Here is a 19,503-nt window from a genome sequence, read left to right as displayed (position 1 = left end):
TTTGATATGACAACGCAAGGTGTGGCCGGATTGTTAAGAGTTGCTAACTGGAATTTATTTGGGATGTTGGTTAATAGTGGTACCGATTACAAAACTTGCCTGGGGGCGATCGGAATTTCAATAATAAACTCGCTCCCCTCTCCTGGTGCAGAAACGCAAGTCAATTTTCCGCCGTGAGAATTGACAACAATCGAGTGAGAAATAGACAATCCCAAACCAGTTCCCGAACCCACGGGCTTAGTTGTAAAAAATGGATCGAATATCTTGTGCAGCACCTCAGTGCTCATCCCCGGCCCGCTGTCGGCAATTCTAATTATGACAGAATTCCTGTCTGTCACCTCTGTAGAAATTGTAATAGCAAGCTGTTGATGAGAGTTTTTCGTGTCATCTCTTGCTACGAGGAGAGCATCGATCGCATTGGTGAGAATATTCATAAACACCTGATTGAGTTGTCCGGCGTAGCATTCCACCAGCGGTAGGGAACCGTAGTCTTGAATCACCTTAATAGACGGTCGTTCCGGTCTATCTTTGAGGCGGTGTTGCAAAATCAGTAGGGTGCTGTTAATACCCTCATGGATATCCACTGGTTTAAAGTCTGCTTGGTCCATCCGCGAAAAGTTTCGTAGCGATAGGACAATTTGGCGGATGCGATCGGTACCCATTTTCATCGAAGACAGCATTTTTGGCAGGTCTTCTTGCAAGAACTCCAGGTCGATTTCTTCGGCTGCGATTTGAATTTCGTCAGCAGGGTTAGGATAGTGCTGTCGATAAAGCTGCACGAACTCTAACAAATCTTGGGTGTATTGCTGTGTATGGACGAGGTTGCCGTGAATGAAGTTGACCGGGTTGTTAATTTCGTGGGCGACTCCCGCAACCAGTTGCCCCAAACTAGACATTTTTTCGCTCTGAATTATCTGTGATTGGGTGCGTTGCAACTCACTTAGGGCGTTTTTGAGTTCAACGGTGCGGTCTTCCACCCGGTCTTCTAATTCTGCATTACTTTTTTCTAAGGCGGTAAACGATTCGCGCAGTTGTCTTGCCATGTGGTTAAAGGAGTTGGCAAGGGCGTTGAGTTCTTGAATACGGCTGTCTCCTACAGCTTGGTCGAAGTTGCCAGATGTTATTGCCTCACTCGCCCGATTCAGTCGCAGAATCGGACGCGCAATCCAGCCGGAGGTGAGAACGCCCATCCCACAAGCTACCCCCAATGCTGCTAAGCAGAGCAAGATTGTGGTGCGAGTATTGGCATCAATCTGTGCCATGAACTCGCTTTCTGGCACACTCACCACCACTAACCAATCCAATCCATATTGGTCGCGCCAGGGAGTGACTTGCACATAGTAGAGTTCTCCCTGAAAATCAAGTCGGAGATCCGTGTCTCCAGAAATGGATTGAAACCCTTTGAAGCGTTGCTGGATTTGTTTGGCAATTCCCTGCACGATGGGATTGCCACTGTCGATCGCCTTCAAACGCCGAATCTCGTCTTTGACGGTGGTAAAGGGTTGTTCTTTCGCAGAATTTGCGATCAACAGCCCATTTCGTTCCATGATGAAAACCTGCCCTGAGCTACTGACATCTATATTCCGTAAGAAATCGCTCAGTTTCAACAGATGGATATCGACTCCAACCATTCCTAGCAAGCGATTATTTGCGTCATAGATGGGGCGACCAGCGGAGGCAGCGATGTAGGGATGATTGGGATAATTTACGGTGACGATCCGCGACCAGATGGGTTTACCTGCTTTCATGGGTTCGGTGTACCAGGGTTCTTGCAAGTTGTCCCAATCATAAATAGTCACGACGTGAGTGCGATCGCCTTTGTTATCGGTGGCATAGTTGGTGACATTATTCGGCGGTTTGGGACTCCAATCATCAATCACGACGGTTCTGGGGTCGTAGCGTGCGGCTCCTACTCCCTCACCCGTGGTCAGTCCAATGCCGATGTAATTGAGGTCATAGGCCTGCATTTGGTGCCAGAAATACTTACCGAGGGTTTGGCGATCGCGCACATCTAGCAATCCCATCCGAATCGCATCGGCGTTAATCTGAATCACTTGATGTGGAATAGATAAATAAGCCTCCAGATGTTGATTCACCGAAATTCTGGTTTGATCCATCAACTGATTCGCCAGGTCGTTTACCGCTTTCTGTCCATTTTTGAACGACAAATATCCCACCAGACCGACCGCTCCAAAGATTTGCAAAACAAATGGCACGATCAGTATGAGCTGCAATGGGATCGCCTGAGTTTTGCCGAAGTGACGTATCTTCATGATCGGAAATTACTTTTATTTTAGTATGATCTACTATCTACAGTTCGATCGTGAAGATACACACAATATTTACTTTTTTCATGAAAAATATGATACTTTTTATGCTTTATCGGAGCATTGCCACCTCGTCGCGATGAAAAGTCCTCAGTGCGGCTGCAAAAGGGCCATAGCCCTTTTGTCGAAACCCGAGCGATCGACTTGGCGACAGAGTTTTCGCCGAGTTTAAATTGCGAAGTCAAAGTTTAGTAAACGCAATGCGTGGCCGAATTGTTAAGGGTTGCTAACTGGAATTGATTTGGGGATTTGGGTTGATGGTTGCGCCGATTACAAAACTTGCCTGGGGGCGATCGGAATTTCAATAATAAACTCGCTCCCCTCTCCTGGTGCAGAAACGCAAGTCAATTTTCCGCCATGAGAACTAACCACAATCGAGTGAGAAATAGACAATCCCAAACCAGTTCCCGAACCCACGGGCTTAGTGGTAAAAAATGGATCGAATATCTTGTGTAGCACCTCAGTGCTCATCCCTGGCCCGCTGTCGGCAATCTTAATTATGGCAGAATTCCTATCAGTCACCTCTGTAGAAATTGTAATCGTAGGCTGTTGATGAGAGTTTTCCGGGGCATCTCTTGCGACGAGGAGAGCATCGATCGCATTTGTCAAAATATTCATAAATACCTGATTCAACTGAGACGCATAACAAGTAATTAGGGGTAGCGTGCTGTAATTTTTAATTACCTCAATTCCCAAACGCCCGCCCTCTTTTCTCAAGCGCGGTTGCAGCAACATCACCGTACTGTCGATGCCTTGATGGATATCTACCGACTTCATTTGCGCTTCGTCTAGGCGCGAGAAATTCCGCAAGCTTAGCACAATATCCCGGATTCTTTCCGCTCCTACTTTCATGGAATCCAGCAGCTTTTGCAAATCCTCGCTCAAAAATTCCAGCTCAATTGTTTCTATTTCTTCTAAAATTTCATCAGCAGGTTCTGGATAGTGCTGCTGGTAAAGCTCAATCAATTTTAGCAAGTCTTTAACGTATTCGCTAGCCGGATTAAGATTGCCGTAGATGAAACTTACAGGATTATTAATCTCGTGGGCTACACCAGCGACCATTTGCCCCAAACTAGACATTTTTTCCGTTTGGATTAATTGAGCTTGAGTGAGTTTCAGTTCGCGCAAAGTTTGTTCTAAACGCTCGTTCTTTTCATTTAACTCCTGCGTCCGTTCTTGTACTTTCTGTTCCACAGAATTGTAAAGCAGAGCATTTTCCAAAGAAATAGCAACTTGGGAAGAAAGCAACCTTAAAACTTCCAATCTGTGGGGAGTAAATGCTCCGACAGTCAAATTGTTTTCTAAATAAAGAATGCCGATCAGTTTGCCTTGATTGATGATTGGAGTACACAAAATCGATTGCAGTTGGTGTTTAGCGATGTAAGGATCGGCTGTGAATAGTCCCTCACCCGCCGCATTGCTCAACACCAAATCCGAGCGAGTCCTTTCCACATAATTAATCACCGTCACAGGTAAATCATGATAGTCTCCAACAGGCGTAAATTGCAGCACAGCTACATCTTCAGCAAATACTGATGCTTTAGCTGAAATCAACAGTTGACCATCTCTAACTAAAATCAGAAAACCTAATTGAGCACCCGCATTTTCTAACGAGATTCTCATCAAAGAAGCCAGCAACTTATCGAGGACAATTTCGCTAGAAATCGCCAGAGATGCTTTCATTACCGTTGCCAAATCCAGCACTCTCGCATCGCTGCCAGTAGAAGTATGAATAGTTGTGGTAGTTTGATTGTTGTTAAAACTTCCGTTGAGCGGCGTCATTTCCCGCAACTGCGGATACTTCTGTTCTAAATCTTCTACTTTGCGAACTGCACCCCAGCGCAAGTAGCACGAGTGAGCTTCGCGCAAGTGGATTTTGGCATATTGATACTTGCCTTTACTCAACCAAAACTTAGCTGCTAGTTCATTAGCTAGCGCTTCATTTTGGACAAACTCATTGTCTTGGGCTAAATTTATAGAGAAATCGTACAGTTCTACAGCTTCTGAATCTTTCTTGGAAATTCGGGCTATTTCTGCTTGTACTAAAAGATACTTGTGCAGAAAATTTTCGGCACAGTTATCTGACCAAATTTTCATCTGTTTTTGGTTTTCCTCTAACTTTTCCAAGTATTCCTTTTGCTTCTCTTCGGAAACATTTGGGAAAACGGCAGCTAAAGTTAGAGAAAAGAAAAAATTCCATTCGGTAGCGGGTATCGCTCCGGTAATAAAAGATAGCTGTTTTTCTACTTCAAAAGCTAGTTGTAGCGCTTCGTTGAAGTTACCGTACCAGTACATTACCTGGCATTTGCGAATCTGATAAAGGCAGAGCGAGTACAAATTTTGATGAGCTTGACAGTTGTGTACGTATTCAGCTTCGCTGATATCTTCGCTTTCAAAGACAAACTTTTCAGGAGTTAGTTTGCTCAAGTTACGCAGGATTAACTCTACCCCTAATAATATATCGGTTACGAGCTGATTTTTTGTTTTTTGGCTGAACTGCAAATACCTGCTCGTGTCGGCGAGAATTTGCGAGATTTCTTTACCTTGAAAAAATGAGTTAGCTATGCGGTTGGACAGGATATAACCCGCATACTCTAAATCTCCTGATTCTAAAGCTGCTTGATACCCTTCATTGCTGATTGCGTGGGAATCTTTGATGTGATTGAACCAGTAATAAAAAATACTGACCAAGGATGAACAAGCTCTGCATTTCAAGCCGATATTGCCAGATTTTTCGCTGAGATTCAGCGAGAGCAAGCCGAATTGATACGCAGCTTTGTAATCTCCCGAAACTGCGTTTAAGAACATACCGTAGCCAGCATAGCAAAGAGAGGCTTCGGGTACTAAACCGTATTGTAGGGAAAGATTGACTCCTTTTAAAACGCTGACTTTCCACAAGTCTGGATTTTTGAGGTACGCGGATGTCAGCAAGTTTGTAATTAATTTGACTGCCACTTTTTTGTCGGGTACAGTCATTTCGGGGGCGTCAATTAGGGAAGCTATTTCTCTACCTGCTAAAATATTTGTAGCTGTTGCAAATTCTTCGGATATGACTTTTTGTAGCCCGTCTAGCGGCAAGTCAATGCCTAGCAAGTCCAAAGCTTGGATTCCGGCTTTAACGGCTTCTTCGTACTTCGCCCGCAGGGTGTACTGCACGATCAGCAGGTTGTAAATTTCTACCTTTTCTAAGGGCGATCGCGCTTTTTCCAGAGTTATATTAATAAATTCTTCGGAGTTCTCAAAAAAACCGTTTAAATACTCAACATTTGCCCGCTCCATGTGCAAGGCAAAGGCTAAATCGTAGTGGGCATCCCAAATATCGGCGCTCAAACCGTCCATGCCTGCGGTCAAATACTGCAAGGCAGCAACATAAGCAGTGGCATCTTTGGCTCTGCGGGCGGCGTCTAAATTCAGCGTTGCCAGTTCAATTAATTCTCGATCGTCTTTAATTAGCGATCGAGCCACATTCAAGTGATCGACTAATTCAAAGATTCTGTCCGCGCGATATTCAGCCGGGGTGTTTTCTAGGATTTGCCTGCCTATTTTCAGGTGAACTGCCTTTTTTTGCGAGTCGTCGATCAGAGCGTAAGCTGCTTGCTGTACGCGATCGTGCAAAAATTTATAATTCAGAATTAATAGCGGAAACAGCACGTAATCTAATGACTTGCTTTCCAATTCCGAAGTTGGCAGAATCAGTCCCGACTTAATGGCGGGCAACAGGTGAGAAAAAGTTTCCGAGGCTTCTTTTTCATGAATTAGAGAAAGAGTATTCAAGTCAAATTCGTTACCCAAACAAGCCACTAAACGCAAAACTTGCTGGGTTGAACTTGGCAGTTTCCTCAATTTTTGGACCATCAAATCTACTACATTGTCAGTGATAGCGCACTGTTCAATTTGAGTCATATCCCAATGCCAGCCGCCTTTACTACCAGACTGTGGCGGGTGAAAAACTAGCAGGTTTTCCTGATACAATGTTTGCAGGAATTGATTGACAAAAAAAGGATTTCCGTCGGTTTTGCTGATTACCAATTCAGCTAACGGTTTGACAGATTCTCGATCGCTGTGCAAAGTCTCCGCAATCAAATGAGTTATGTTTTCTACCCCCAGCGGCGACAAAGCAATCTGATTAATGATAGCTTCCTGATTTCGCAGTGTCTCCACTGTCATCATTAAAGGATGAGTAGGACTAACTTCATTATCCCGATAAGCACCAATTAAAAACAGATATTGCGTAGCTTCATCTGTCATCATCAATTCGATCAGCTTGAGAGTAGCCGAATCAGCCCACTGCAAATCGTCGAGAAAAATGACCAGCGGATGTTCTGGCTGGCAAAATACGCGAATGAAATTTTGAAATACTAAATTAAAGCGGTTCAGAGATTCCGTCGGCCCCAATTCAGCTACAGGAGACTGAGCTCCGACAATTAGTTCAACTTCGGGAATAACATCAATAATAATTTGTCCGTTTTGACCGAAGGAACTGCGGAGTTTTTCGCGCCAAACTGCTAATTGAGCCTCGCTTTCAGTTAACAGTTGCCGCACCAATTCCGAAAAAGCGCTGACAACGGCAGAGTAAGGAATAGTCCGCTTGTACTGGTCAAACTTTCCCCAAATAAAATATCCACGTCGGCGGGTAATAGGTTTGTCTAAAATCTTCACCATTGCAGATTTGCCAATGCCGGAATAACCGGCAATCAGCATCATCTCGCTGCGGGATTTATGCTGTCCTCTCGCCAGGACTGACAAGGGACTTTCTTTTTTCGATTTGCTCTCTTTTTTGATGACAGAAATTTGGGAATCTTCGGTGCGGTAGCCTCGATTATTTGTTGCTGCTACCCGTTCAAATGCCGCTAAAAGAGTTTCAACTTCTCGCTGTCTGCCGTAAAGTTTTTGAGGTATTTGAAACTTGTCGGAAATATCTTGGCGGCCGAGAGGAAACTCAGAAACAACCCCAGATGTTTGCCACTGAAACAGGCAGGATTCCAAATCGGCTTTTAGTCCCCAAGCACTTTGATAGCGCTCCTCAGGAGTTTTTGCTAACAATTTCATCACAATATCTGAAACAGTTTGAGGAATTTCAGGTGCAATTTCAGCGAGAGGTACTGGCTGTTTGGCAATGTGACAGTGAACTAACTCCATGGGATCTGTAGTGGAAAAAGGGAGTTGTCCTGCCAGGATTTCATAGAAGGTCACGCCGAGCGAATAAAAGTCGGTGCGGTAATCGACTATCCGGTTCATTCTGCCGGTTTGTTCGGGCGACATATAGGCTAAAGTGCCTTCTAGAAAATTGGGATTTTTAGTCGAAACATTTTCCAGGTTGGATGCAGTTGAAATGCTAAAGTCTATTAGTTTTACTTGTCCTGTAGCAGGATTAAAAACTATATTAGAAGGGTTTATATCTTTATGAATTACATTTTTCCCATGAATTTCTCCCAAAGTTTCAGCAACTTTGATTGCCGTAGTCAGAAATCCTAAAATGGTAAATTTTTGAGAACCCATAAATATTTTTAAAGATTCCCCGCCAAAATCTTCTAAGATCATTGCCAGACTATTTCTAACCTGTTGCAACTTATACACTTTCACAACTCCGTCCAACAGGCTTAAGTTGGCAGTGATCTCATATTCGCGCTTGTATCTATTCAGTTCTTCAGGAGTCGGATAGTCTTCTTTGATAAGTTTGATAATAACAGGTTGGTTGTTCTGCTCGTTGTGGCCGCGGTAAACCAGGGAAGTGCTGCTTTCATAAATGAGAGCGAGAACTGCAACGCCGGGAATTGCCATCATAGTTGGGTTCTCTCAAATTAGGTGTGCTTGGTCAATGTTACAGGACTGACGCGCGGCGGGCTAGAAACCCGGTTCCTTCGTTGCTAGTCGTTGACAAACCCAAGATTTTATCGTGTAAATCGGGTTTCTTTTCGTAAATCCTATGTTATTCTTCATTATCGCTCAAGAGCTATCTTTTGGGATGTGTGGGTAGGCAGGCCTTGACAGCAAAGAGCTACTGCTGACAAAAGCACGCTGGGGCTTTCGTCACCTCAGCAGTTAGGTAAACAAGATCACAAATACAGGATTTGTGCAAAGATTTACTCTAATGCTCGATCGCCATGCTGACAACTAAATCCTCTCAGATTCCAAGTAATCGCTTGACTTTAGTGGAGCGTCACCACATCTCGTGAAAATATGCAAGTGCTGAAAGATTTATTTTTTCCAGTGATCGGGTACGAATTTGCGGTGCTTCAAAAAAACCGGCCGCTGCAAATCTTAACTATAATTCGCGACCGAGGTGCTGAGTGAAGTAAGTGTTGCTTCGGAATCGGAAATTTCCTTCAGTTCTATCTATTTTGACCGATCGATTAACAATACTAACTGACCGTTTGACCAGAGTAAATTTGACAAGAAATTCAGAATTATTGCACCTTGTCTGGTGCGCGGCAGCGAACCCTACATTAATCAAATTTGCCTAACTCTTAAGAAAATTTGAGGAAAGATTAAGAATTATTGCCATAAAACCCAGGTAAAGTTGTTTGAATTGCGAGTCAAATGCCAAGCAGGCAAAGCGTTTGAGCATTTCCTAAATCTGTAAATTCTCAGAAAATTAGTATTTCTCAAGGATTCATCCGGTGAGAAAATCAGAAACAACCTTAAAATTTAGCAGTAATCGCCCGATCGGGCAATTCTCAACCAGCACCAGGAAAAATACCTATGAAATTGGCTTATTGGATGTACGCAGGGCCAGCCCACATCGGCACTTTGCGCGTTGCCACTTCCTTCAAAAACGTCCATGCAATCATGCACGCACCGATTGGAGACGACTACTTCAACGTTATGCGTTCCATGCTGGAGAGGGAACGGGACTTTACCCCAGTAACTACCAGCGTCGTTGACAGACACGTACTGGCCCGCGGCTCGCAGGAACGTGTGGTGGACAACATCACCCGCAAAGACAGAGAAGAACACCCAGATTTAATCGTGCTCACGCCGACTTGCACCTCCAGCATCCTGCAAGAAGACTTGGAAAACTTCGTGGAGCGAGCTCAATTGGATGCCAAAGGCGATGTATTGCTGGCGGATGTTAACCATTACCGCGTCAACGAACTGCAAGCAGCCGATCGCACTTTGGATCAAATCGTCCAATTTTACATTAACAAAGCCCGCAAAAAAGGCGATTTAGTAGAAGCCAAAAGCGAAAAACCATCTGTCAACATTATCGGTATGTCTACGCTGGGTTTCCACAACCAGCACGACTGCACCGAGTTGAAGCGTTTGATGGCAGATTTGGGCATTGAAGTCAACGAAGTTATTCCCGAAGGTGCTTCCGTTCACAACTTAAAAAGACTGCCCCGCGCTTGGTTTAACTTGGTTCCTTACCGGGAATTGGGGATGATGGCCGGGGAGTATTTGCAAAAAGAATTCGGTACGCCGATGGTGGATATTACGCCGATGGGTGTGGTGGAAACGGCCCGCTGTATCCGTAAGATTCAGCAAGTTTTGAATGCTCAAGGTGCGGATGTTGATTACGAAAATTTTATTGACCAACAAACTCGATTTGTGTCGCAGGCTGCTTGGTTTTCGCGATCGATCGACTGCCAAAACTTAACCGGTAAAAAAGCGGTCGTATTTGGCGATAATACCCACGCTGCGGCGATGACGAAGATTTTGGCTCGCGAAATGGGAATCCACGTTGTGTGGGCTGGAACCTACTGCAAACACGACGCTGACTGGTTCCGGGAACAGGTAAGCGAGTATTGCGATGAAGTGCTGGTGACAGACGATCACGGGGCGATCGGAGATGCGATCGCCAAAGCGGAACCTTCGGCAATTTTCGGCACCCAAATGGAACGCCACGTTGGTAAGCGGTTGGATATTCCCTGCGGCGTAATTGCTGCACCGATTCACGTTCAAAATTTCCCGATCGGCTACAAGCCATTTTTGGGTTATGAAGGTACGAATCAGTGCGTAGATTTGGTCTACAATTCCTTCACTTTGGGAATGGAAGACCACTTGCTGGAAATCTTCGGCGGCCACGATACTAAGGAAGTGATTACGAAGGGTATTTCGGCTGACTCTGATATGGGTTGGACGAAGGATGGACAGGCTGAGTTGAACAAAATCCCTGGTTTTGTGCGGGGTAAGGTGAAGCGGAATACTGAGAAGTTCGCGCGCGATCGGGGGATTGATAAGATTACCGTTGAGGTTCTTTACGCAGCGAAGGAATCTGTCGGCGCGTAGTTTATTGGTAGGGTGGGCATTTGCCCACCTTACTTAGTAAAATAGAAATGCACTGTCACTTTTCAAACCTAGAAAAGTTCTTTATGGCTAATTCTGTTGCTTTCCAGACCGCGATCGAATATGTAGAAGCTCTGGCAATTGAAGAGCAAGATTTGTTAATTGAATTAATTCAGAAACGGCGAATTGAAAATCGGCGAGTGGAAATTGCTAGCAATGCAAGAGAGGTTTTGAGTGATTTAAAAGCCGGCACAGCCAAGCGAGGCAACTTTGCACAGTTAAAAGCTGATTTACTGGATGAAGAATGAAAACTCTAGTTTGGAACAACAGTTTTAAACGGGCTTTTAAACGGGTTATCAAGAGAAATCTGCAATTAGGTGAGAAAATATTTTCGGTTTTGGAGTTGTTAGTGAACGATCCACTTTCTCCTCCATTGAAGCCACATAAACTGCGGGGGCAATTAGAAGGACTTTGGGCTTGTTGGGTTGAGTCCGATTGCCGAATTATCTATACTTTTGAGCAAGATAATGAAACGCAAGAGGAATTGATCGTCTTGATTGATATTGGGACGCATGATGAAGTATATTAACTGACGATCGCCATTTTCAAACCAAGGGCGATCGGCTTAACCCGGCACTTGCACTAACTGCCTGACATCCTCTCCCAGTCGAGTAAAATCATTAGGGTGAAGAGTCAACAACACATCCACACCTGCTTTCAGTGCAGCTTCAGCAATTAACCCATCGTAAATCCCTCCCCCCGGTAGGTTTAAACTAACCATTTTGGGTAGTCCTGTATAAGCAGTATAATTATGGGTTTTATTTGATAGATAAACTGGCGTTATACTCATGAATAAAATACCAAAGAGCTGCCCATGTGATTGGAGAGTGTTTTAGAGAATGAAAGAGTTTTTTCCCCTAAAGATATTCTTAGTCTGATGGTATTATTAAATCTTTTTATAAAGGGTAGTCCTGCATAGTCAGGACTACCCGATCGCACTTATCGAAATTGATGAAAACTAGCATCAGCACCCGCAGTTGGCGCACACTATTTAAAATAATTCTCTCCTTTGTCCTCGCGATCGCCTGTTAGTACATAAGTCTTCTCAGCAATCGAAAGTGCCAGTTTTTTAATTGTCCGTCGGCTAGTCAGTTGCAGGGAAACTCACAGAAAAATATCATTCTCAGTAACGAGCTTTCGACTATACATCCAATCCTCTTGTGGGGCGGGCTTCTAGCCTGCCCCTAAAAGCTTATTGAGAATAGTGCCCGCTCTCAGGGGAAACGGAAATTGCATCCAAGGATTTCCTCCTTGAGGCCAATTGTGAAAACTGTACTGTTCGATCGCCCTCATCAATCCAACTTACCTAGATTAGACGCATCAACATATTTTAAAGGAATGACTTATGAACTTCACAGCAAGACTCACACAAACCAGCTTACTCGGTTTAATGCTATTTGCCAGCAATCCAGCGGCAACCTTGGCTCTAGGACAATCGAACACAAGCACTGCACCAACAGCGTCTCGCACTCAGTCTCCGATTGAAACCATACAAATAGCTAATGTATCCACCCCCCAAAAACTGGTGAGGGATTTTTGTGCCCGCAAAAAACAGAAAGTGGAAAACTATTTCGAGACCAGCAACTTTCGGATTTATCTTTGCTACAACCACGCCAATCAACTATATTACTACGGCGTTAAAAAGAGTAACGGCAGCACGATCGCCCTGCGTGCTCGTACTGAAGAGGGAACTGGTTACGTGGCAAAAAATGGCACCTACGATTACATTGTTACAGGAGCCAGCCTTAGTATTTATAACAAAGGCAAACGCATTCTCGAACAACGAGTGATTCGCTCCCTTTAGTATTTAAATGCGATCGCTCTTTCAAGCCCAGACTTCTTCAAAAAGCCGGGTATCTAACAAAATATCTGGCTTTTCTGCTGAGGCAGACGAAAGTTTGTTTAATTTAACATGGGAGCATCCCGATCTTGTGGCGATCGCCCGTCCAGCCTTAAAATAGTTTACCGAAGCATCCCCAATTCAGATTTAATCATCCCGCTCTCCTGCACAATCGCGGAGGCTGCTTCCCCCAAAATTTTGTGTGCGGCCGTCGTTGGATGAATGCCGTCCCAAAACAAAAATCGATCGGGACTACCACAAACACCTCCACCCGATAAACACGCACTCGTCACATTAGTCAAGCCATATTTAGCCGGAGAAGCAATGGCTTCCCGATAAAGCGCATTAGCATCCAGAGTCGCAATCTTTAAGTCAGAATGCTGTTGACTTAATACCTTAACCGTTCGCCTCAAAGCCTGATTGTGTGCTTGTGTTAATGCAGTGAGCCTTGCAGAATTAGTGCCTGTTCGCGTCGCCGGTAACTGCCCCAAATCTGGTAAATTTGCCAGCAGGATATTTTTGGCACCCACACCAGCAAGAGACGCGATCGCCCTCGTTACATTTTTAACGGGAATATTTGCATTATTTCCCCCCTGCAAATAGTCATTCGCCCCCGCCCACACTACATACAGCGCATGAGGATTTGCCTGTTTTTGGGAGTTAGTCCATGACTGAGCTTGAGTTAACAAACCAGGGACAAGGCTATTGCGATCGCTCCCCGTTGTTGCACCTCCATAAGCCAAATTAGTGACTCGTTCAGGCTGCAACTTCAGGCGATCGGCAAGATATTCTACCCAAACCTTACCATTCGAGTAACGCCCTTGAAAGTAAGTCGAACGAGGCGGATATTGACTCCCGCTTGCTCGAAACACCATTCCCATATCCGAAAGACTGTCCCCAAATACATATAGTTCATTGACAGCCTCAGAATTTTGAGCTGATAGCATGAGTGAAACCATAAAAGATAAAAGTGCAATAATTACTGCAAACAAAGTTTTTTTTAACACTTGGTATTAGTTAGATTCGTAAAATATTTGATAATTTGTGTCGATAATTACCGATTTCGTGATTTTGACATTTAGTTTTACTAATATTCTTGAAATAGCTTAAATATTTGCCTCAATTACTAATCTATCAATTTTGGGAAAAATGTAGGGAGTAAAACAGAACTTTAATTGTGGGTTGCCTCACTCCACGGCTCAACCTACATAAATTGGTGATGTCCTTGACACTTTTCTCATGGTATCTAGCTCATAGCGCTCTAGAGGGGATAAAACCGTACATCTTTTGGGAGATTACCCAATAAAGTTAGGCAAGAGGCGAACCAGCAGCATCCCGGTTTTAAGCTAGCACAAGCTTTAAAACGCTCCTTTTGTTCAGGGGTCATAGCCAGTCCTCCTACGAATGCAGTTCACGCTTCTGTTGACGCTCTACCTATTATCCTCTCTTGATAGTTGTTTGACCTAACCGGGCTCCTCCTGACAAAAGTCTCCCAAACAACCACCCTTGAGATAACTATCAATCACGAAAAAAAAGAATTGATTCAAAACTGATTTACTGGGCGATCGAGAAATTGACCGCACTTTTGTTCCTGGAAAGCCGACACAAAACAAAAACCCTCCCCAACAAGGAGAAGGGAGGGTGAAAAGACAGTGAAAATTTTAAGTTTTTGCAGAATTAACAATAAGGAGTTACATCTTCGCCACACTCGTCAGCCAAATAACACAAAGCTCGAAAGCGCAGCCCAACGATTTGCTCGTAAAGCGGATTTAACTTGCACAGGGGCGGAATGGATAATAAAGTGCGATCGCCAATTTTGACTTCTCGCTCAAACGGACACTGGCTGGGAATAAACTTACACAGCAACCGAGCCAACTTTTGACTTTTAATTGCAGTGTTATCAAGCCATTCTTTTAGCGGATGCAAGGGGTCAAAGTGTGGCTTTTGACCGTAAGGTTGAGAATTTGTAGCGACATTAACGGCGGTTTCTTGTTTGCCAAACCCTACCCAATTTGGCAGAGTTCGGTAGGAAACTGTATGCTCAAATACGTTCATTTTGCTCTGTTCCTCTTTTATAACGAGGTGCCAAGAACTCTCTGTAGAGCTTGTGCGATTTTATCTACAATCAGTATCTACAGCATCTCGTTTTGCTTTACCGGATTGAACTTCTTAAATTAATGACTTAGGGCGAGAAAAGTAGTTCCTGATTTTTTTTTAAAGGCGGTGTGCGCTCTAAAAAGTGTCCTCATTTCAAGCCCAACAATTGATTGATAGGGTAAAAATTCTGTCTTCTACGTTTTAGCTTCAACCTTCGGTTGACTCTCCTTTTGTAGTTCAATTACTATTGTGAGGCATCCAGGTGAATTATCCTATACGTGAAAATGCGGAACTTTTAATAAAACTTATCATATTTCTAAATAAGCTCTGCTGCAAAAAACCCTGAAACCTCGCCCCAACTATCTTTGCTCGCGATCGCTCAGAAACTTCTACAATGAGAAATAATCGGTATCACCGCCCTCACAACCCATGAGTAACCCAGAAACCAAAGCTATCACCCGCGAATTGCAAAGCCACGCCGCCATTCTCGGTGGCTTCGTCTCCCTCCTCTGGATTATCGAAATTGTCGATGTATTCCTGTTCCGCGGCAGGCTGAATGCCTATGGAGTCCGCCCCCGCAGCCTCGACGGACTTCAAGGCATCCTGTTGATGCCTTTTCTACACGGCAGTTTTGCTCACTTAGCCGCCAATACCCTCCCTTTAGTGACATTGGGTTGGTTGATCATGCTGCGAGAAATTAGCGACTTTTTTATCGTGAGTGCCGTCACTGTGCTAGTCAGCGGATTCGGAGTTTGGCTGACTGGCGCGCCCTATTCCGTTCACATTGGTGCCAGCGGATTAATCTTTGGTTACTTCGGCTTCTTACTGCTGCGGGGCTATTTTGAACGCAGTTTTACATCTATTTTGGTATCTTTAATTGTCGGTTTCTTCTACGGCAGTTTAATTTGGGGGGTTTTGCCCTCGCAGCCGGGAGTTTCCTGGCAAGCGCATTTCTTTGGCTTTGTCGGCGGGGTATTAACAGCTCAACTTTTGGGGCGGCGGAAACGGGAAATTAGCTAGGATTAGGACTTGTGGTGTATCTTATCATCACCTTAGTTTATTGCCCCGAACTTATTTGAAAGCGTAGGTTTTTTGTCCGTAAACCTGCTTTATTGTGTAAAAAGTGCGTCCCGGATAGCAAGACTAACTGCTGACCAATAATTCTACGCGGGCAGGCAAGTACACAGTAAAAACCGAACCGCAACCTAACTCGCTTTCAACGTGCATATCGCCACCCATCATCACGCAAAAGTGACGGCTAATAGTCAATCCCAAACCGGTGCCACCATACTTGCGCGTAGTTGAGGCGTCGCCCTGCATAAATGCTTGAAATAAATGCTGCAATTGTTCGGGGGAAATCCCAATGCCCGTATCAGCTACGCGAAAAATTATTGAGTCGGAAGGTTCTGCTATTTCTTGAGTGGTTAAGCTGTCATGTTTAACTCTTTCAATGCAGAGGCTAATAGTGCCACCTTCCGTAAATTTGGCTGCATTGCTCAGCAGGTTGAGCAATATTTGACGAGTTTTGGTAATGTCAGCATACATCATTCCCAAGTCGCTACCACAATCAACTTCAAACTTATTAGAATTTTTATCTACCAAGGGTTTCACCGTAGAAACTACCTCCTCAATTAAATTAACCGGATTGAAAGTTTCTAAGTAAAGTTCCATCCGACCCGCTTCAATCTTAGAAATATCTAGAATGTCGCTAATTAAAGATAGCAAGTGTTTGCCCGCTGTTTGAATTTTTTCCAAGTCGGGGATAAAATCTTCGCAGCCTAAATCCTCGGCGTCTTCTTTGAGCATATCGCTGTAACCAATAATCGCGTTGAGGGGAGTTCGCAATTCGTGGCTCATATTAGCTAAAAAGGCGCTTTTGGCTTGGTTTGCAGCTTGAGCGGTTTGAGCGACTTTTTGGAATTCTTCTGCTAATTTGCGCTGGGTAATATCTTCGGCAATACCGACGATTCGGTAAATTTCTCCGGTTTGGCTGCGAACTGGAAAAGCCCGATCGCGCACCCAGCAAACTGAACCGTCCGTTGGCGTAGCCCCCGTAGGGGATCGCACTACCCGATACTCTTCATCATAATCGCCCCGCACCTGTTTCGCAAAAGCAGCCTTGACGCGATCGAGATCCTCCGGGTGAATAGCATCCCAAAAAGCCTCCGGTTCTGACTGCAAACTCTGACAGCTCAAATTCCATATTTTTTCGCAAGCAGGGCTCACATAAACTAGCTGCTTTTGATTGGGTTCTCTAATCCAAAATACCTCATGAATATTTTCTGCCAACTGGCGAAACCGCTCCTCGCTAGCCCGCAACTTCTGCACAGCACTGTGAAATTCAGTCACATCTTGAATCAGCGATGCCACCCCAATGATGCTGCCATCAGCATCAACCAAAGTCGTATTGTACCACTCGCACAGAATTATTTTGCCGTCTTTTCTGATGTTTTCGTTAAGGCTGGTAACTCCTCCTTTATTAGTCAGCAAAGTTATAGATAGTTGCCTGACATACTCCTTAGCACTTTCAGGAACGATTAGATCGACTCCGTGGCGTCCGATAGCTTCCAAGCGGTTGTATCCAAAAATTCTTTCTGCTGACAAATTCCATTCCGCTACTTCAAAGTTTAGATCCCATTCAATCGCCCCCAAAGGAGTTTGGTGAAGATGGAGAGCCAGTTTCTGCTGCGAGTTTTTCAGAGAAATAATTAATTCATTTTTGTCGGCGATCGCAGATTCTACCCGATCTTCGAGAGTAGTAAACGCTTCTTCCAATTGACCGGCCATCGTATTAAAAGAGCGAGCCAAGACACCCACCTCATCCTCCCGCTCTACAGACGCCATCAAGCGGGGATCTACCGCCATCCCGTCCCATTCTCCCCGCGACAAAGCCTCCGCAGCCTTGCTCAGACGCTGAATCGGTACAACAATCCACCTAGAAGTCAGAGCGCCAATCGCCGTTGCCAGCACCAAAGCACCCAGACACATCACCACAGTATACCGAGTGTTGGCATTAATCCTTTCCATAAAATCGGCTTCAGGAACCGCCACCACAATCAACCAATCGAGGCCCCTGCTGTCTGAGAGTGGCGTCACCTGTATAAATTGTCGTTGACCGTCGATCGTAAAATCTAACTGGCGAGATTTGTCAATTTTGTGCAAATCTCCGAAGCGTTCTGTCAAATACCGGGCGGTCGATCGAATTAGAAGATTCTTGCTGCTCGTTGCCACAATTCGTTTGGGAACGCCGTTGCTAACAATAAATGGCGGTTCCAGAGTAGAAGTAGCCACCAATTGCCCCGACCTTTCTACAATAAAAGTCTGTCCCGATCGGCCAATTTTTAGAGTTTCCAAGAATTGATTTAGCTTGGAAAGTGCCAAATCAGAACCCAGGATGCCAATCAGTTTTCCATCCTCGCCATAAACTGGTTGAGCGGCCGTAATCGCTAGTTTGGGAGCGTCAAAATAAGTATAAATTTTACTCCAAGTCGGTTTCCCTGCCTGCACCGGAGCTATGTACCAAGGTCGGACGCGGGGGTCGTAGTTGAGAGTAGTTTTTAATAGCTTGGTTGGTTCCCCCAACTCTGACGGCGCGTAGCTTTGAAAGTTATAGCCAGTAGATTGATTAGAAATTTGAACTTGCAACTTGCCGTCGTCGAGGCGTTCAACTCCAATAAAATCTTTTTGTTGAGAGGCGAATTGAATGTAGCTAATTTTATCAAAGGTTTTGATTTGTTGGGAGAAGTAGCGTTGCAAATTATCAGCATCCTGCACGTTCAAAATGCCGAGACGGATGGCATCGAGATTGAGCTGATTGATTTGGTGTGGCGTTTCAATATAACTATTAATATGTTGCTTGATACGCGATGTGACTTCTGTCCGCAGTTGTGCGGCAACATGGTTGACCGCTATGCGCCCGTTCCGCAACGACAGCCACCCCGTCAACCCTACCGCAGCGAAAGTCTGGAGGGCAAAAGGCACAACAAGGACGATGCGAATTGGCACTTTGCCCGACATTTTTAAAATCGGGTCGGTCAGATATTTGATGGGCATGGTAAAGCAGAATTATTATGAACCGACAACATTCCGGTCAAGTACAACTTGATGAGCGCAGGTTTTAAAGTTGAGATGGTTTTAGTAGGCAAAGTGCTGTTAATAACTCGGAATCTGCCGCTGGCAACTGAATTTTTAACGACTGCTACCGCCATCTTAGCGCGATCGGGAGCTTTGGGAACATTGGCGATCGAGATGAATGCAGTATCAATCCTGGACTGACTCTACACGCTCATACTATTATAGATTTGAGATTAAAGAATTAAAGAATTGGGAAAGACTGATTCTGTAAGGGTTTAGAATTTGCCGACAGTTGCATTTTTTTTTGAACTGGTATCTCCAACCCAGGTTTTTTTAGCGTTTTGGCGGTCTGCAACCAACTATTTTCTTGAAAAACCACCGATGGATCGCCGCCCGTGCGTCCAGCACTAACTATTTTTCCACTCCTGACGCGCGCTAATCAAACCAATCGAGTTTTTGGTTGACTCATACCTGAAATGAGGTATTTTGGCGTTTCAACCCGGTTGCTGCGTCAGTTCTATTTGACCGATAGCGCGATCGAAAATTATAAGTTTTCACAGCAACTGCAATTGATATCTCCACAAGCAGCTACTTTTGATAGAGTGCAACTTAATTCCAACTCGGTACAATAAGCGCATAGTAGGATGCAACTAGCGGAGGCATGGATGATGAACGCAGTTATTGCTACTCTTGGCACTGCTCTCGGACTGAGCTCAATTTTTATCGGTTTGACCCCGGCGGTTCTCGCCCAACAAAGACTGCAACCAGCGCCCCAATATTCGGAAACGACTTTATCTGGGGACCAGGGTAAGCTCATCTAATTTGGTATAATATGAACTTGACAAAGTTAACAAAATAAGCATAAGAGACTGTGTAGGC

The 19,503-nt window shown here is 44.6% G+C and carries 13 protein-coding genes and 1 pseudogene; 7 read left to right on the top strand and 7 right to left on the bottom strand.

Going from position 1 to position 19,503, the window contains the following annotated elements:
- Positions 1–86 precede the first annotated feature (86 nt).
- A complete protein-coding gene (locus QUA25_RS24095) occupies positions 87–2,273 on the bottom strand; it encodes an ATP-binding protein (protein ID WP_333041732.1) in 2,187 nt (728 codons plus the stop codon).
- 324 nt (positions 2,274–2,597) lie between these two features.
- Positions 2,598–8,111 (bottom strand): AAA family ATPase, encoded by a 5,514-nt coding sequence (locus QUA25_RS24090; RefSeq protein WP_333041730.1) that lies wholly within the window; start codon positions 8,109–8,111, stop codon positions 2,598–2,600.
- Positions 8,112–9,029: 918 nt separating this feature from the next.
- Between QUA25_RS24090 and bchB the strand changes: the two genes are divergently transcribed.
- From bchB to QUA25_RS24075, 3 genes are all read left to right on the top strand, one after another.
- Positions 9,030–10,556 carry a ferredoxin:protochlorophyllide reductase (ATP-dependent) subunit B gene (gene bchB, locus QUA25_RS24085; RefSeq protein WP_190659189.1) on the top strand — a complete coding sequence of 509 codons (1,527 nt, stop codon included), beginning with the start codon at positions 9,030–9,032 and terminating at the stop codon, positions 10,554–10,556.
- A gap of 83 nt (positions 10,557–10,639) precedes the next feature.
- Entirely contained in the window at positions 10,640–10,861 is a 222-nt protein-coding gene (locus tag QUA25_RS24080) for a hypothetical protein (RefSeq protein ID WP_333041728.1), read from the top strand.
- Positions 10,858–11,142, top strand: a complete 285-nt coding sequence (locus QUA25_RS24075) for a type II toxin-antitoxin system mRNA interferase toxin, RelE/StbE family (RefSeq protein ID WP_333041727.1) — start codon at positions 10,858–10,860, stop codon at positions 11,140–11,142. The genes QUA25_RS24080 and QUA25_RS24075 overlap by 4 nt, the downstream gene beginning before the upstream one ends.
- A 36-nt stretch (positions 11,143–11,178) precedes the next feature.
- Here QUA25_RS24075 and QUA25_RS24070 read toward each other — a convergent pair whose 3' ends face one another.
- Positions 11,179–11,334 carry a hypothetical protein gene (locus QUA25_RS24070; RefSeq protein WP_333041726.1) on the bottom strand — a complete coding sequence of 52 codons (156 nt, stop codon included), beginning with the start codon at positions 11,332–11,334 and terminating at the stop codon, positions 11,179–11,181.
- A 37-nt stretch (positions 11,335–11,371) separates the two neighbouring features.
- Positions 11,372–11,513, bottom strand: a pseudogene (locus QUA25_RS24065) (IS1 family transposase); the annotation flags it as partial.
- A gap of 445 nt (positions 11,514–11,958) precedes the next feature.
- On the opposite strand from QUA25_RS24065, the gene QUA25_RS24060 reads away from it, so the two are divergent.
- Both QUA25_RS24060 and QUA25_RS24055 read left to right on the top strand, forming a co-directional pair.
- A complete protein-coding gene (locus QUA25_RS24060) occupies positions 11,959–12,417 on the top strand; it encodes a hypothetical protein (RefSeq protein WP_333041724.1) in 459 nt (152 codons plus the stop codon).
- A 7-nt stretch (positions 12,418–12,424) separates the two neighbouring features.
- Positions 12,425–12,574, top strand: coding sequence for a hypothetical protein (locus QUA25_RS24055; RefSeq protein WP_333041723.1), 150 nt, complete (start codon positions 12,425–12,427; stop codon positions 12,572–12,574).
- A 1-nt stretch (position 12,575) separates the two neighbouring features.
- On the opposite strand, the gene QUA25_RS24050 is transcribed toward QUA25_RS24055, so the two are convergent.
- Both QUA25_RS24050 and QUA25_RS24045 read right to left on the bottom strand, forming a co-directional pair.
- Complete coding sequence (locus QUA25_RS24050) at positions 12,576–13,400, bottom strand: SGNH/GDSL hydrolase family protein (protein ID WP_333041722.1); 825 nt, start codon at positions 13,398–13,400, stop codon at positions 12,576–12,578.
- 730 nt (positions 13,401–14,130) lie between these two features.
- The gene (locus QUA25_RS24045; RefSeq protein WP_333041720.1) at positions 14,131–14,508 is read right to left on the bottom strand and encodes a Mo-dependent nitrogenase C-terminal domain-containing protein; all 378 of its coding nucleotides are present in this window, start codon (positions 14,506–14,508) and stop codon (positions 14,131–14,133) included.
- Between the two features lie 471 nt (positions 14,509–14,979).
- On the opposite strand from QUA25_RS24045, the gene QUA25_RS24040 reads away from it, so the two are divergent.
- Positions 14,980–15,570: a rhomboid family intramembrane serine protease gene (locus QUA25_RS24040; protein WP_333041719.1), complete on the top strand. Its 591-nt coding sequence runs from the start codon at positions 14,980–14,982 to the stop codon at positions 15,568–15,570.
- A 123-nt stretch (positions 15,571–15,693) separates the two neighbouring features.
- On the opposite strand, the gene QUA25_RS24035 is transcribed toward QUA25_RS24040, so the two are convergent.
- Positions 15,694–18,603 (bottom strand): PAS domain S-box protein, encoded by a 2,910-nt coding sequence (locus tag QUA25_RS24035; RefSeq protein WP_333041717.1) that lies wholly within the window; start codon positions 18,601–18,603, stop codon positions 15,694–15,696.
- A gap of 51 nt (positions 18,604–18,654) precedes the next feature.
- Here QUA25_RS24035 and QUA25_RS24030 point away from each other — a divergent pair, with 51 nt between their 5' ends.
- On the top strand, positions 18,655–18,825 hold the full coding sequence (locus QUA25_RS24030) for a hypothetical protein (RefSeq protein WP_333041716.1): 171 nt from the start codon (positions 18,655–18,657) through the stop codon (positions 18,823–18,825).
- The last annotated feature ends 678 nt before the right edge of the window (positions 18,826–19,503 follow it).

It is taken from the genome of Microcoleus sp. Pol17C6, assembly GCF_036701145.1.
Taxonomy (GTDB): Bacteria; Cyanobacteriota; Cyanobacteriia; order Cyanobacteriales; family Microcoleaceae; genus Microcoleus.
This window is presented reverse-complemented; position numbering and strand designations above follow the sequence as displayed.